Source organism: Novipirellula aureliae (genome assembly GCF_007860185.1).
GTDB classification, from domain to species: Bacteria; Planctomycetota; Planctomycetia; order Pirellulales; family Pirellulaceae; genus Novipirellula_A; species Novipirellula_A aureliae.
Genome location: NZ_SJPY01000005.1, coordinates 367,686 through 382,705, shown reverse-complemented (window position 1 = coordinate 382,705; position 15,020 = coordinate 367,686). Strand labels below are relative to the sequence as shown.

General features: G+C 52.2%; 15 protein-coding genes and 2 pseudogenes. 5 read left to right on the top strand and 12 right to left on the bottom strand.

Annotated features, from left to right (window positions below; genetic code table 11):
* Positions 1–273: 273 nt before the first annotated feature.
* From Q31b_RS16575 to Q31b_RS16565, 3 genes are all read right to left on the bottom strand, one after another.
* Complete coding sequence (locus tag Q31b_RS16575) at positions 274–888, bottom strand: hypothetical protein (RefSeq protein ID WP_146600766.1); 615 nt, start codon at positions 886–888, stop codon at positions 274–276.
* Between the two features lie 637 nt (positions 889–1,525).
* A complete protein-coding gene (locus tag Q31b_RS16570; protein ID WP_146600765.1) occupies positions 1,526–1,801 on the bottom strand; it encodes a hypothetical protein in 276 nt (91 codons plus the stop codon).
* Between the two features lie 323 nt (positions 1,802–2,124).
* Positions 2,125–2,487, bottom strand: coding sequence for a hypothetical protein (locus tag Q31b_RS16565; protein WP_146600764.1), 363 nt, complete (start codon positions 2,485–2,487; stop codon positions 2,125–2,127).
* Between the two features lie 301 nt (positions 2,488–2,788).
* On the opposite strand from Q31b_RS16565, the gene Q31b_RS28375 reads away from it, so the two are divergent.
* Both Q31b_RS28375 and Q31b_RS28370 read left to right on the top strand, forming a co-directional pair.
* Positions 2,789–2,929, top strand: a complete 141-nt coding sequence (locus Q31b_RS28375; RefSeq protein WP_197171682.1) for a hypothetical protein — start codon at positions 2,789–2,791, stop codon at positions 2,927–2,929.
* 9 nt (positions 2,930–2,938) lie between these two features.
* Positions 2,939–3,106: a hypothetical protein gene (locus Q31b_RS28370; protein ID WP_197171680.1), complete on the top strand. Its 168-nt coding sequence runs from the start codon at positions 2,939–2,941 to the stop codon at positions 3,104–3,106.
* A gap of 164 nt (positions 3,107–3,270) precedes the next feature.
* Here the strand turns inward: Q31b_RS28370 and Q31b_RS29065 are convergent.
* From Q31b_RS29065 to Q31b_RS16550, 5 genes and pseudogenes are all read right to left on the bottom strand, one after another.
* Positions 3,271–3,414: pseudogene (locus Q31b_RS29065) on the bottom strand (IS3 family transposase); the annotation flags it as partial.
* 99 nt (positions 3,415–3,513) lie between these two features.
* The gene (locus Q31b_RS16560) at positions 3,514–5,565 is read right to left on the bottom strand and encodes a Sip1-related alpha-galactosidase (RefSeq protein WP_146600763.1); all 2,052 of its coding nucleotides are present in this window, start codon (positions 5,563–5,565) and stop codon (positions 3,514–3,516) included.
* Positions 5,566–5,578: 13 nt separating this feature from the next.
* Positions 5,579–5,755, bottom strand: coding sequence for a hypothetical protein (locus Q31b_RS28365; protein WP_197171678.1), 177 nt, complete (start codon positions 5,753–5,755; stop codon positions 5,579–5,581).
* Positions 5,739–7,850 carry a right-handed parallel beta-helix repeat-containing protein gene (locus Q31b_RS16555; RefSeq protein WP_146600762.1) on the bottom strand — a complete coding sequence of 704 codons (2,112 nt, stop codon included), beginning with the start codon at positions 7,848–7,850 and terminating at the stop codon, positions 5,739–5,741. Before Q31b_RS16555 ends, Q31b_RS28365 begins: the two co-directional genes overlap by 17 nt.
* 235 nt (positions 7,851–8,085) lie before the next feature.
* On the bottom strand, positions 8,086–8,385 hold the full coding sequence (locus tag Q31b_RS16550) for a hypothetical protein (protein ID WP_146600761.1): 300 nt from the start codon (positions 8,383–8,385) through the stop codon (positions 8,086–8,088).
* Positions 8,386–8,818: 433 nt separating this feature from the next.
* On the opposite strand from Q31b_RS16550, the gene hflK reads away from it, so the two are divergent.
* Entirely contained in the window at positions 8,819–9,823 is a 1,005-nt protein-coding gene (gene hflK, locus Q31b_RS16545; RefSeq protein ID WP_146600760.1) for an FtsH protease activity modulator HflK, read from the top strand.
* Complete coding sequence (gene hflC / locus Q31b_RS16540) at positions 9,820–10,803, top strand: protease modulator HflC (protein WP_146600759.1); 984 nt, start codon at positions 9,820–9,822, stop codon at positions 10,801–10,803. Before hflK ends, hflC begins: the two co-directional genes overlap by 4 nt.
* A 90-nt stretch (positions 10,804–10,893) precedes the next feature.
* Here hflC and Q31b_RS29060 read toward each other — a convergent pair whose 3' ends face one another.
* The 3 genes and pseudogenes from Q31b_RS29060 to Q31b_RS16530 form a co-directional block, all read right to left on the bottom strand.
* Complete coding sequence (locus tag Q31b_RS29060) at positions 10,894–11,052, bottom strand: hypothetical protein (protein ID WP_231617629.1); 159 nt, start codon at positions 11,050–11,052, stop codon at positions 10,894–10,896.
* 15 nt (positions 11,053–11,067) lie between these two features.
* Positions 11,068–11,169, bottom strand: a pseudogene (locus tag Q31b_RS29665) (CZB domain-containing protein); the annotation flags it as partial.
* Positions 11,170–11,250: 81 nt separating this feature from the next.
* Positions 11,251–11,625, bottom strand: coding sequence for a response regulator (locus Q31b_RS16530; protein ID WP_146600758.1), 375 nt, complete (start codon positions 11,623–11,625; stop codon positions 11,251–11,253).
* Positions 11,626–11,930: 305 nt separating this feature from the next.
* On the opposite strand from Q31b_RS16530, the gene Q31b_RS16525 reads away from it, so the two are divergent.
* A complete protein-coding gene (locus Q31b_RS16525; RefSeq protein WP_146600757.1) occupies positions 11,931–12,368 on the top strand; it encodes a CheR family methyltransferase in 438 nt (145 codons plus the stop codon).
* Positions 12,369–12,934: 566 nt separating this feature from the next.
* Here the strand turns inward: Q31b_RS16525 and Q31b_RS16520 are convergent.
* Positions 12,935–14,977, bottom strand: coding sequence for a TolC family protein (locus tag Q31b_RS16520; protein WP_231617628.1), 2,043 nt, complete (start codon positions 14,975–14,977; stop codon positions 12,935–12,937).
* Positions 14,978–15,020 lie beyond the last annotated feature (43 nt).

The following is a 15,020-nucleotide window of genomic DNA, read 5'->3' as shown; positions in this document are numbered from 1 at the left end:
CAAATGAGAAAAAACGGATTCAATGTATTTACTCCAGGAACCCGCGGAGCTCACCGAACCGTAGCAACCGCTGCTAGTCGATCTTGGGCATTCGTCTGCACTTGCGACCGATCCTCGACTTAGCGCGGCGACCACCAAATTGTTCACTTGGCCGCCAGCGGCCACAGAGCATGCAGCCACGTCCCACGGTTCACCCCCCCGTCCAGTTGAAGTCGTTGCCAATTGAGATCTTTCGATCATTATTAATCGCTAATGTGCGATCAATTCGTGCGATCAACTCGTGCCATCAAACTCGGACCACTGTTGGTTGACGTACTCTTGAGCATCCTCGGCTACGATTAGCTCTTCCGGATCTCGATTGTCGTTTAATGCCGAATAGGTGTTTAGAAGCATGTTTGGACGGAATAAGAGTTCGGACCCAGCGACTTTGCGAAATCCAAGGCTCGCTAATTCTTTCGGCTCCAGATTCGTCGTGTCCTTCGACATCACCGTGGCAGTGTCCTCGGGAAACATGTGGCAGACGGAATCGAGAATAAATGTCCTCCATGAGTTGAGGTCTGGATGAAACACAGCCCCATGGATAAAGACCAAGCCGTTGACGGGATCGTCGAAACCGAAGTCCTCGCGAATCCCAAGGAAGTTGATGTCCGGCTCGATGGTGGTTTCATAGATTTGCATCCAGGTCGCTGACACGGCGTCACAAACGTGTAGGATGCTCTGACCATCGCCAACGGCACGGGCGATGTCGAAGTAGTCGACAGCCAATCGAGCTGCGACAGTCGGCTCATCACCGGCGGTATGGCACCAAACGTCAATCTCGCTGCTGCGGAAATAATGAGTCAGGTCGGTCGGTTTCGGATAAAAGGTCGAGTTGCATTCAAAACGCATCGTGTTGGCTTCCGTGGCTGGTCTCGTCAAATAGAACTCAGACAGTTTAGCGGAGTTGCAAATACTGACCAGCACCTTCCAAGCACCTTCGAGTGCTGAGTGCCAAATCCAGCAGTGCGTAGTATGTCGATGAAGCCCAGTTCTGTGTGGGCCATTCAGGTGGAAACGACGGAAGTAAGGCCAAACGCTGGGCTGATGAAAATCAATGCGACCGGGACATTTAGAGAGTCTGGGATGCACACGGCAACACAGTGAAACCATTTGCAGCAGTAGCCGATTGAAAAAGTTAAATTGTAAATTTTAAATTGCAAAATCAATCTTTTACGGGGTCTCACAGCATCCGCAATTTGCATTTTTCAGTTTTCAATTTAACTTTTTCAATAATCCCGTCCGGTCAAAAAACTCCGGCGACCCTTTGGACCGGTGATTTGCGAAGATGTTTGGACACTTCTCGCTAATCGCCACCATCAAACTATCCGCCCCCAACGACCTTGCGTCGTTGGAGCGAACGATTGTTAGCTAAATCCTAGTGTTTTTCACATGATCGACCCCAACGGGCTTGCCCCGTTGGGTGAGCGAGATCTGATTCACCAACGGGACAAGCCCATTGGGGTCTTACTTGACAACGGTGCTGTTTTTAGCTGCCAATCGTTGGCTCCAATGGGGCAAGCCCATTGGGGGCCGCTGCAATGACTGGGGCTCGGCGTTCACGCTGGTCCCATTGCCGCCGGTCTTCCTCGAGCTGGTCTCGCCCGCGATTGAGTTCACCTTGCAGATCGCCCACCGATTGTTGCAGGCGTACGAGTTCCTCGAAAGTCTCGGGTGTGACTCGTGTCGTCGTTGGCGTCGACATGCCGGGGAGAATCGTCAGCGAAAGACCACCGACGATCAGGTTGACGAGGAGTGGTTTCATGGGCCGGTTGCTCCTTGGTTGGTTGTTGGCGGATCATCATTTGCATCATCCGCCGCATGGTTCGTATTTGCCTCCGGTCGTTGCGTACCACGAGCATCGCTGACGCAAGGGCGAAAGACAAAACCGCGATCAGGACTAGCTGCGAGAGCATTCGTTGTATTGTCCCTGTTTTTTAGTCGTGAAGAGAAAGGAGCGAGGTAGTAGCGAATTTGATTCAGCTGGCTACGACGCAGTTTGGTTAAGACGGCTTTTGAGCTTTTCGATCAAGTCGCTGGCTTGCCTCAGCGTCAACTGCTTCGGCGTGGAAACGTCAAAGTCGGTTTCTAGCTGGCTTGCCAAATGGACATTCGCTTTCGATGCGATCGCGTGAATCGCTCGGATTTGGGCCTCGGTCGCTTCGCGAATACGCGATTGGCCGTTGCCGCCTGCGGGTGCTTGCCCATTGGTGTGCTGGGAAGCCTGAGGAGGGTCGCGAGAGGGCTGCGGGCTGGCTTTTGTAGTTTCAACCGCAAGTTCCCGTTCGACTTCTTGGCGTCGCTGATACCGAATCCACCCACTTCGCTTGGGCCGGCATCACGAAGGCAGAGCAGTTTCGCCCAGGCATACGGTGTGAACCGAAGCCTTGGGCGTGCTCGCCTCTGACGGCGTCTCGACCGGTTCGGTTTCTTGTTTTTCAACGCAATCATCGCAAAGGTTCTCCTGGTTTAAGCAGTGTTCACAATAGGAATCGCCACAAGCCGAGCACTCGCCCAGACAGTAGGCACAAAGGGTTTCGTCGCAGCTGCTGCAAGATTTCGAGCTGTCCTCGCACAACGTTTCGCTGCATTGGCTACAACCGCGACGTACGCGACGCAATCTCCGTCGCTATCTTTCGACATGGCTTGAATGGAAAAGCAGCAAGCTATGGGAATCCATTGCATCATTTCGGCGACGAGCCTTGAAAAACGAGGAAGCGGATGAAGACGCTGCCCAAGGTGCAACGCTTCGTTGGACGGTTGGAAGCCACACCATCAAACCGAGGCAACAAGTCTCTATCTGCAAGAAATTGTGCAAATACTTCGTATCGTCGGTGACGAAGTTCGCGACTCAGCGTCTCCCGGTATCTTGCTTTGGCAACTTGCTGAATGACTGCTCTCGATGGAGTCACAGAAACAACGTTTGCTTCCATCGGAGTTTGCTGAGTTCGTTTCGCTTGTGCTTGGCAAAAGAGACAATCTGTCTGACGAACTGTTGGTTTGGTTCGGCAAGCGGATGTTGCCGAATCCGATCGCAGCGGATTTACTAAACGTCCCGAAACAAACTTAATTTCATGCCGCGTTGCGCACGTTCGTTGTTTGCCCGACGGCCATTCTCGTGTTTGAGACGAGCGCCCAGTGACGCTTGGCTGATGGTCCGCTGTTGGACTTTTTCGACGAGGACGAAGATGACACCGGTTGCTCCCGAAGTTGACGACGCTACCGCTGGATGACGGCCGAATATAGGCCTTGACGACGCAGCAGGGCTCCAATCTCACCAGGCTCGGTACACGTTTCAGCCTCCAGTGCGATACGATGTTTGTACTCGGATGTGAAACGACGCCGATCCGCTTTTGCAACGACCTCGGGATTTTCCCCTCACTTTTTTGCCAGTAATTTCGGTCATTCAAATTCCCCCTGCCCTCAACTTTGAAAAACTCAAAGTTGTCTCACTCATGTTGGCACAGAGGCCTGTCGTTATTTCCTTGAAATAGTGATTTCACGAACCCCCTCTTCGACGGCCAGTTCCGCAAGGTAGAGATTGCTGCCGATCGATTGAAAGGAAGCACCTTCTAATAGGGGTGCACCCTTTTCGCTCCAAATCAGGAGCGGGCCGGATTCCTTCAACATGAAACTTACCGATGAGGACGTTACCGAATTCATTTTGATCGCAGCGGCAGGAAGGAACTTATCGCTACGACCGATTACAGCCCAGCCCTTGTTCTTTGGATAGATCAGGAGGAGTTTGGCATCGAAGTTTGGCACATCGGTAGAGAAGCCATTTGCTAAATCGACAGCCGTCTTTGTCTCACGATCATATACCAAGAGACCTTCGTCTGGCACGGGCCATGCGCCCTCGTTGGGCTGCAGCAGCTCACCAGCGTGGCTGTAGTCTTTAGCCGTAAATCCGCTGCTCAATGCTTTGCCACTCTCCGTAAAGTTAAACAAAGCGATCGCTGCCACCCCATCTTCCATGGGTGCAATGACACGGAAGACTTCGTCATTGCGGAAGGGATGGATGAAAAAGCTCTCTGGCAGAAGTGTCGCCGGGGCTGCGGTCCGTAGCAGTTTCCCGTCTCGATAGGCTAGTTGATGCAGCACTTTCGGGACGACCTTCGAAGGCTCATCGGAAATGTAAATGGGGCCGCCCGAGATCGCACGGGCGATGGCCATCGAATTGACATCCCGCTGGTCGTGGGTGTGGAACATGTCGAGATCACCCCAGACCGTTTGCCCCATCCAGAGATGATTCGCAAAGCTCTGGTAGGTATTGCATTTGTTCTTCGCCTTATCCATTTGGTTGTAATCCGGGCTGGATCGCGTGAGCATGCTATACTTGGTTTGCAGAGAATTCACATTGGGCTGGGCGATACAGTTCAGCAAGGGAATGCCCATCGAGTGGGTGGCCTCCTCAAGCGCTTCATTATTCAATCGCATCACGCCAACCGGATCGGCTGTCCCCATATAGTGGTCAAAGGTGCGGGTATGGAAGTCGACCTTAACGAAATCAAAACCGTTATCTTTGGTATCGGACACCATCTTTTCATAAAACGCCTTTGATGACTCTGGGCGTCCATCTGGTAGGACGGTTCCCCTACTCATGGTATTGGCCAGGAAGGGCTTCAGATCATCCATCGTGTGCGCCGATGAGGTTCCCCCCATATATCCGCCAAAGTTTCGCCAGATGCCAATCCATTTGATCTTCTCTGGATTCTTCAAATCCATGATTGGCTTCCAGCCATTCGGGAACTTCTTCTGATCCACACCAAAACTGCGTAGCTTTGCGCCCTGGACATCCAAATAGCCATCGTCGATCATGACCCAACGAATCGGTGCGCCACTTTTTTCCAGCGTGTGAACCGCCTCCGTGATGACCTCTTCTGAGATGTTTCTTTTGTAATGTTCCCAGGAACACCAGCCAAGATATCCGTAGGGCTCCTCGGGAAAGCCTTTGTCCCCACGCGGCTGGGCCGCAACGTAGCCGGACTCAAAGACCTGCTCCCAAACCGCCTGCGTTGCCGAGTAAGGCGAATTGCCATAAGCCCAGCACAGCAGAGGAATCTTACCTTGCACCGCATTGGTTCCAAAGTTCCCTGTTTTGAGCAGGAGCTTGCCCTTTTCAACAAAGAATTGGCCGTAAACCTTTTCAGAGGTCATGGGCAAAATCGCCAGATAGCGACCACCCTTGAGCTCTAGAAGAATGAACTGTCCCTGCTGAACACTCGTGTGTCCTTTCCGCGTCGCGGAGGGGCGATAGGCCTCGAGTTCAGCAATCGTTTTAAAGGCAACCGCTTCGACGCGGTTGCCTCTGGGGCCGCCACCCGAGTACGGACGATAGTAGGCACCTCGCTCGAATGTCGGTAACAACATTTCACGGATGAGCACCATACCCGACTCATCCGGCAGGGTGGAATCAAGGGTCTCAACGATCAATCCCTTGGAACGATCACCAATGACAAGGGGCTCAGCCTGCAAGGTCGAGCACAGGAAAATGATCATAAAAATCAGCGAGCATTGGAAACATTTCATATGGGGATATCCTTCAAAAATTTACTTTTACAACCGTATCGTATTGGTTTAGTAGCTTCGCCGGCGGTTGAATCGACAGCATAGGACCATCCTGACTCCAGTTGGCCTTTTTAGCATTGAGTGTTCCGTCATTCTCGAGGGCTTTCTTCCAATTGTGAATGACACTGCCATCATTAGCGTTTCTTTTCATCAGGGAAATCAGGAACGTCAATGGATGCCCCTGCCATCCAGTCCTGACCCTGGAACTCATAGGCTCCTAAATCAGGAGCCCCCACGGCATCGTCGTTTATTCCAGGAATTGCGATGCCTGCATCGATAGACATTGATATCGATTTTAAACGATAGTCTTTATTTCTTGGATCCACGTATCCCCTATCGTGCATATCCGACTGGTTGTGGTCAACCTGAGTGCCTTCGAAGTCACTGCCGTTACTTCGGTTGTTCTGAACAATGACATTTTTGGTATTGATGCTGCCCTTTTGTCCTTGGTTCATCCGGACAGCGTGTTTACAGTTTATGATCGTATTGTGGTAGACATAGACATCATGGGTATTGTTGTCCCGCGAGATGTCATTCAGATGCACGCCTGAGATAACATTCCTTATCACATTGTGATGAATCTTGTAGCCACTACTCATATTGTCGAGATAGATGCCTCCATGGGGGCGTGGGCTATCGGCGCTGGGATAATCATGCCAAATGTTGTAGCAGATTTCGGTATTGGCAAGCGGCTTCCCTCCCCCCTGATGATTGACATAGAACAATCCTCCGTCGGGGCATAGCAGTCCCAGATCATGCACATGGTTGAACTTAACCAGGGCCCGCAGAGCGTACTTATCGACCCATCGACCATTGCCCAGATCCATTCCCTCGCGGGCACCAAACCGGACGGTGTTGGCCTGAATGACATTGTCATCTCCGGGGCAGGAGATATTGGCCAATCGTTCTGCCTGCCAGTTGCAATGCTCGACGATGGAATTCTCCAGCGTATTGTGATGCCCCCACAGAGCAATGCCATTGCCCCAGGTCTTGCCGATGTAGCAGTTCTTAACCGTGTTGTGATGCCCGGAGATGTAGATACCACCGTCTCCGTTTTTGTAATCACCCCAGGCATGTTCACGAAAGGCCGAAAAGCTGGATGCATAGCGGAAGGTACACCGGTCTAGTACGCAGTTGGCCGAAGCTTCCATCTTCACCCCGGCGGCCTTGAAGTTGATTCCCTCAATGGTGATCCCCGTCCGCCCGGAGAGGTCCAGTCCCAGGATGCGGCTCCGGGCTTCGATACGTGCCGTTTCCATATCCGTGCCTGCGGGAGGATAGAGGTAGAGCGTATCGTCTTGAAGATGCCACTCGGTCTCAGCATCCAGGGCCAGCAGGTGTCCAATGAGATAGCCATAACCATCCCCCAGAAAACGTCCCTTACTGGCACCATTCATCCAGTTCCAGGAGATATCCTTGACGACGAGTGAATTGCCATCCGATTCCTGCACGAGCCCCTTATTGGCCGTGAACCAAGCGGCTACATTGTAAGAGGCGAGTCCCACAAAATAGGCTCCCTTCCAGGCGTCCTTTGCTGGCGAAGGCAAGTCCTCAAAGACAACCGTACCCAAAATCGAAGAACGCTTGCTGGTATCAGCACCGACCTTCACCAAACGCGTATCTTTGTTGTTGAGCATGTCGCCATCTTCATTGGGAGTGCGGGCCCAATTCATACGCTGGCCATCAACAAAGACCATGGAGGCCTTAAAGCTGCCAGGAGGAGAAGCCCGAGTAAACCCCGCTTTCCAGATCTTCCCTTCATGCCGAGTCCATCCCTTAACCGTATCCAACCCAGTGAGGAGGACATAATCATCTTCAAAGTTCCGGAAGGTCAGCCCATCGGCTTTGGGAATAAGGGTCTCACGGTAGACACCAGCCTTGATGATGCAAACATCGCCGAACACCATTTTGCTGGTCGCATGCTGAAGCGTCTGGAATGGCTTATCCAGGGTTCCAGGCTGGGTATCATCACCGCCGTTGGCATCGACGTATAGGTTCTTTGCCGCAAGTATGGAGGGACACCAGAGCAAGATGAATACCGCGATAACCGCTGCAACTGTATGTGCACCACTGGGCTCTTTCGGAAAACTCCGTCGTCGGCCCGAGAGCAAGTATTTTTTTGGACTGGCAACGAAGGCGAAGCAGGCGATATCGGTTGTATTGTCGATGGAGCCAGAAGCAGCCAGGCGAGAGATGGGTCGCTCGCAGCCAGAGCGAGTTTTATGACAGAGCCTAATCTTGGTCATGGGTCAAACTTTTCCTTTACTAGGATCGGCAAGAACCGCCCAATCCCAGTTGATTTAATTAGCGGTATGCCAGTTGCGTTTACTGTAAAATGTACCGGCCCTGTTTCGATTGGACCCATTTCGATTGGGCCTGTTTCGATTGGGCCTGTTTCGATTGGGCCTGTTTCGATTTCTCTAGGCTGTCCCCAAAGAACGCGGATACAAACGCTGATACACCGGCATTGTATTCAAAGGATCAACGGGTTTTCTCATCAATAAATTCAGGTTTGGAAAGATCGGAACCGGCCTTCCATTCCTCTCCACCATACTCGTAGGCGCCTAAGTCGGGGGCGTCGCCTTGATAGTCGCCATTCATTACCGGCAGGGCTATACCTTGATCGATTGCCGCAGAGCCCTTTACCAGCCGAAAATCACCTTTCTCTGCACTGACAAATTTATCGGCTTTGGCATCGTCGCGATTATGACTAAAAGCAAGCGATTTCTTATCGGTGGTATAAGGCGGACCTTGATCCGCACGCATGATTCCGTAAACCATATTACAAAGGTTATTCTTCAATTCAACGGCCCTCACCGGAGTGCGAACCCAGATGCCTGATATGCACCGTGTCGTGCATCATTTCGGCGTATGTTTTTTTGTTCCTCTGAGGAGCTTTTTGGACAATTCATTGGGCGTGAACTACAATGGCCGGCATTCGGGCAGATTCGCCGAGCAAGGATACTTCTTGTTGCTCGGTTTTGTCCGGTTTCGGTGATTTGGTAGACACGACGCGAAGTCGAATGTTGCAAATTGGGGAGGTGCTCGCCGAAACTTGGGTTATACTTAGGCCTGTCGTCCGACTTGTTTGAAGTCGGGGGAGTATTATCAACACCGTGCCGGGCGTTCCAACGCGTCGCAAGTCGTCCTTGGATGACTTTCTGCATCTCGAAGCGATGCACCGGCAAATCCTTTGTCACCATCGATCCGTCAGATGAGTTTTGAACGCGACAACCGCCGAAATATTGATTGGGGAAACATCGATTGGGGAAGATTCGAAGATTTTCGTCCTTTTCTCGTCTGGGTAGTCCCCGCCATTTTGCTGGTCATTTTTGCCTACACGTCGATCTACACGGTCCAAGCGGAATCGCAGGGGGTCGTGCTGCGGTTTGGCAAGTATGTCAAAACGGTCGACCCCGGTTTGCGTTTCAAGTTTCCTTTCGGCGTTGACCGGGTATCGATCGTCCCGGTAAAGCGTCAATTGAAACAAGAATTCGGTTTTGGCACCGCGGATGCTTCCGATCCGATGCAGTTTTCATCTGAGCAGGTAGAAGAACGCAGCATGGTCACGGGGGATCTCAATGCAGCGACTGTCGAATGGATCATCCAGTATCGGATTCGGGAACCGAGATTGTTTCTGTTTGAGGTACGCGACCCCGGCGACACGTTACGCGATATATCCGAATCGGTCATGCGTACTGTCGTTGGTGATCGCACCGTCGATGAAGTTATTACCGTGGGGCGGCAAGAGATCGAAGCGGATGCTCTGGCCCAACTACAGGAGCAGGTAAACAAATACCAGCTTGGTTTGAGCATCGATCAGGTCCAGCTGAAGAATGTCAATCCACCTTTACCGGTTCAGCCTTCGTTTAACGAAGTCAACCAGGCCCAGCAAGAGCGGGAAAAAATGATCAATGTCGCCAACGGCGAATACAACAAAGTGGTTCCTCGCGCCAGTGGTGAAGCTGAACAGAAGATTCAAGCCGCTGAGGGGTACGCGCTCCAACGCGTCAACGAAGCCGAAGGCGATGTCTCTCGCTTCAATGCGGTGTTGACCGAGTTCCTGAAAGCTCCAGAGGTGACCAAACGACGCATCTACATCGAAACGATGCGCGAGGTGGTTCCAAAACTAGGTAAGAAGATCATCATCGACGAAGATGCCAGTCAGATTTTGCCGCTACTACAACTATCAACCGAAAACCAACGGGGTCAGCGATGAAACGAGCTACTCTCCCCCTTGCGATCATTCTCCTGCTATTGGCGACCTTCTTCGGTTTCAGCGGCGCGTACACGGTGTCGGAAACCGAACAGATTATCATCACACAATTCGGCAAACCCGTTGGTGAACCGATTCGCGACGCAGGGTTACATTTCAAGATCCCCTTCATTCAAGAAGTCACCCGCATCGAAAAGCGGGTTCTGGCTTGGGACGGTCGACCTAACGAGATGCCGACCAAGGACAAAACCTACATCGTCGTTGATACGTTCGGACGCTGGCGAATCAACGACGCCAAGCAATTCTTCCTGCGACTTCGCGACGAGCGTAGCGCCCAGTCTCGTTTGGACGACATCCTTGGAAGTGAGACCCGCAACGCGATCGCGAAACACGAGCTGATCGAAGTCATTCGCACCACGAAGGACCGCGAGCCCGATCGCGATGCGACCCTGCTCGACGCGCCAGGTAACATTGGCATGCTCTATCCGATCACGATGGGCCGAGCAAAGATCGAGGCAGAAATTTTCAGCAAGGCCGCCAGCAAGCTCACCGATTTTGGGATCGAATTGCTTGACGTCCGGTTCAAGCGAATCAATTACAACGAAAGTGTCCGCAAGCGTATTTTCGAACGTATGATCAGCGAACGGCAACAGATCGCCGAGCGTTTTCGCAGCGAGGGTGCTGGCGAAGCGGCAAAGATCATGGGCAAGAGTGAACGCGACTTGCTAGCGATCGAGTCAGAAGCTTACAAAACGGTGCAGGAGATTCATGGGGTTGCCGACGCGAAGGCGACTGAGATTTACGCCGAAGCCTACAACCAAAGCGAGGCATCGGTCGCGTTCTATGAATTCATCATGACGATGGAGTCGTACCAAGAAATGCTCGATCAAGAGAGCACGTTGATTCTCACCACAGGAAGCGATATCTTTAAATTCCTCAAGAAAGTCGATCAGCCCAACGACCACGCAGCTGCTGCGAACTAGGCTGCTGCGAAGAAGTAGGGATGAAGGTGGCAATGAGATGCTAACGTTTGATTAACGTTCTCTTTGTTCCTTTTGGGAAATCTGAATCTATCAGGAAAAGCTTGGCTTCGCTGCGACACCCGCTGATCGTTCGCAGCGTTGTTCGGCGACTTGCTCGAGTTGGTCGAGCAGATCGAACAACCGCCGACTGAGCGTTTGAAACTGTTCAAGTGATTCACTCGCCTTGCTCTTTTCTCCTCTTTTGTACAATTCGACGATTTCCGCAGCGAATGCGTGAACACTCGCATGTTGCGTCTCAATCTGACCGAATAGTGGCAGGTCACCGAACTCGGCCTTTCCTTCCGCATAAAGCCACTTGCCGAACCCGCACTCGTGTGAGTTGGCCGCCTCAGGCTAGCGGTTGCGAGGAACGCAAGAGCGTCGCTTTGAGCATGAACGGCCCGGCAACTAGATGCTCTGTGGATTTGGCAGCACGCGTGTGAGCTTGAGCTGAAGCATGTCTTGATCAAATGGCTTCGTCAGGTAGTCATTGACTCCCGCTTGAATCGCCTTAATGACCTGCGTCTTCTCCGTTTCCGTCGTAATCATTATGATCGGTAATTTGTGTCCAGCCGCTCGAATTGCATGCACCAGTTCCAGACCGTTCATATTCGGCATGTTCCAGTCGGTTATCACCAGATCAAAGCCGTCTCCGTCTCCGAAGAGTTGTAGCGCTTCGGCTCCGTCACCCGCCTCAATCACTTCATTGATCCACAAACTATGTAGACTTCGGGCGATGATCTTTCGCATGACGCCGGAGTCGTCGACCAATAGAACTTTCACTTGTAGAACCTCAAGAATGCACTTATAGGTAGAATGGTTTAATGACGCCGCTCAATGCGGATAAGCCGTGGTAGCTAGACAATGCAGGCCGCGATCTTTTCGTCTGTCTTGAACCGCTAATGTGATTTTCTATCACTGGAACGCTGCATGCGGCGCCGTCACTGGTTAAGGTTAGCTCACGAATTAGCAGGGTGCGACCGTTATCGACATTTTGGAATAATGGTGCAAATTCTCTGGGGTCCTCGGTACTTGTGCCCTAACTATTGCATGTAACCAATACGTCACGTAGAAGCAATGCAATAGAAATGGACGATTCCGATCTTTTAAATGAGTTCGTCGACGAAGCGAAAGAACACCTTGGCAGTGTCGACGCACAGCTACTACACATCGAAGCACTGGGCGCAGATAGACGACGGTTCTTTCATCAAAAAGATGGTGGGTGGAAAGTCAATGATGAACTGAGAGGTTTGGTCAGATACCAAGTCGGAAATTTGCTAAGCGGCGTTCAGCCGACAGGGCCGTTTGACATTATCTTCTGTCGAAACGTGATCATCTATTTTTCTGGCGATGCCCCAAAGCGAACGTATCGAATGCTCTCGAGCCGTCTAGCCAAAACCGGACGACTATTTGTTGGTTGTAGTGAGGTGTTGACGGATACTGACCAATACTTAAAGCGAGAACGGATTCGCAATGTAACGTGCTACGTGCCTGCGCGGCAAACCGAAGCGCGGCAAAAACAATAACTCTTACATTTGTCTTACTTGATTGTTTGACGGTTTCGATCGAGCATTCGGGCTTGGTAGGACAGCGCCACTTGGCCTCCGTGATTCGGCCTTAACCGATTTCTGAAAAATTGGTTTTTCCTGGCAGGAGGACTGCTAGTTGCAGGAGTCGAGAAAATGACGATCCTTCGTGTTGTCAAACAACCCAAATGGACTCACGAAGGATCGTTAGTACAACGGCATTCGCCACAAGGTCGAAATTTGCATCGTACTCATGCCTAGGGTGTGGGCTTAGCCGGAGAGAATGTGGACGAGTGACCGGAGCCAAAGTCGCCATATCTTGGATTGTATTCATTGTGCCGATGCAATCTCTGGCAAGACCGGCTATCCCCGAATTCAACGGGGAGTAGAACGCTGTGTACCAATCCGAACTTGTCGCAGATCACAGGCTGGAAGCCTGTGCTACGGATGGATTGTCGTAGGTCACAGGCTGGAAGCCTGTGCTACGGATGGATTGTGGCAGGTCACAGGCTGGAAGCCTGTGCTACGGATGGATTGTCGCCCAAACTGGAAATAGGATCAATGCATTAGAAACCGCCTCCACCGAGGGCTTGGTAGGCGTTAACGATCGCGGCGAGTTGTTCTTGCTTGGTTTCGACCAGCACAATCTTCGCTTCCATTAGTTCTCGCTGAGCTAACAGGACTTCGACGTATTCGGCTCTCGCGTTCTGAAACAGCTTATTGGCCGCGTCGACGGAGGCTTGCAAGGCTTCGAGTTGCCGCTTCTTGACTTCGATACTGCGGCGGTAGTTTTCCGCCTTTGTGATCTGGTTGACGACTTCGATGTGCGCTTCAAGGACGGTTTGCTGGTAGTTGTAGATCGCTTGCAGTTGCGCCGCATTGGCGCTACAGTAGTCAGCCTTGATCGCCCGTTTGTTGATTAGCGGACCAACAAGTTCACCCGCCATGCCGTAGATCAATGATTCGGGCGTCCGGAAGAGGTAGCCCGTGCTGAATGCGTTCCAGCCGAGCCCGGCGGTGAGGCTGAGTGAAGGATAGAAACGTGCTCGAGCAACTTTGATGTCCAATCCTGCCGCAGCGACTTGTCGCTCCGCTTCGCGAATGTCGGCGCGGTTCTGTAACAACTCCGAAGGGACGCCCGCTCCAAGTGTGCTCAAGTGCAAGTCGACGAATTCGGCATCGATTCGCTCGACGGGTTGCGGATAGCGACCGGCGAGGAAGTTGATGCGGTTTTCGACTTCGACAATCTCTTGGGCAATCAGCGACCGTTCGCTGAGGTTTTTCTGCACTTCGGCCTGAAAACGCTGAACCGCCAGTTCGGTTCCTCGCCCGGCGGCTTTCTTGGCTTGGGCTACTTTCAAGCTCTGTTGTTGAATTTCGATGGTTGATTGCAATATTTCCAGTCGGTTGTCTAACGCTAACAATTGGTAGTAGTTCTCGGCAACTTCGGCGACCACTCGCGTGACGATGTAGTTTCGCCCTTCCCGTGTTCCGAGGTATCGCATCGCGGCGGCACGTTGCGAGTTGTGAAGCTTGTTCCAGATGTCGAGTTCCCAGGAGACGTTGGCTCCGACGCCAAAGTCCCCGAGCGGATCGGGGAAATCTTGCCCAGGAGCGACTTCGAGTTGATCTTCGACGGCACCTTCGCGAGTGTGTCGACCAGGCTTTTCAAATCCTGCGCCTGCTCCCAGGGTTACAAATGGTCGATACTCACCGCTGCGAGCGTACGATTCATTGCAGGCGATGCGGATTTCTTCGGACAGAATTTTTAGTTCCTGGTTACCCGACAATGTGTCAGTAATCAGGCTTAGCAAGTATGGGTCAGAGTAGAATACAGCCGTTGGTAGCTGTGCTGAGTTCTCAAATGGCATGACTCCGACGTTGCGATCACTGGGCCCGATGTCGGTGTCGATCAAGCCATCGTCGGGGCTATTCGGGGCAGCGATGACATTCCCCATCGATGTGTCACCGTCGGTGTTTGCGTCATCCACCGCCGAAAGTGTGAGCCCACCGGTGGTGCTATATTCGCTTTCGAGCTCCCGAATGTCTTCATCAATGGCTTTCGTTTTTTCGTCGTCCTGTGAGGCCGGACTCAGGAAACTAGCGGACCGGATGAAACGAGCGAACGCTCCTGATTCTTGAGGTGCATTGAGCTTCGCACCGTCAACGTTGTCCCCATCGGATACGTCACCCTCCTTATTGATCCTGTCTTTGCTGTGGAGGTGATCGTCGATTCGTTCGAGGCTAGGCTCATCTTGCTGTGTCTTGTCGCTGGGCGAGCTCGGAGGTAGGGTGAGACCGTTTGATGACGACGTTGTGCTGGAACTCCAGAACGGAATACCATTGTTCCAATGATAGGAACCTGGCATCGCAGATCCAGATTGGGCATGCCGAAGTCCAGGAATACCGCAACCGTTCGTGGTCAGCAGCGTCCCGCACAGCAGAGCCGAGAGCACGATGCGTTTCAGCGTAGTGGAGCTGGGCACCATGGACGAGGCAACGAGTTCTACACCAAACATCGCCCCCGAAGGACGCATCGTCTGGTCCACCACACGACGACTTGGTGTTAGCAATTTAATGGCTTGCGAGCGTTTTCGGATCATGTTCATCCCTGATGACCTTCGCCAAATGGCATCCTGCCTAGCGATTGTG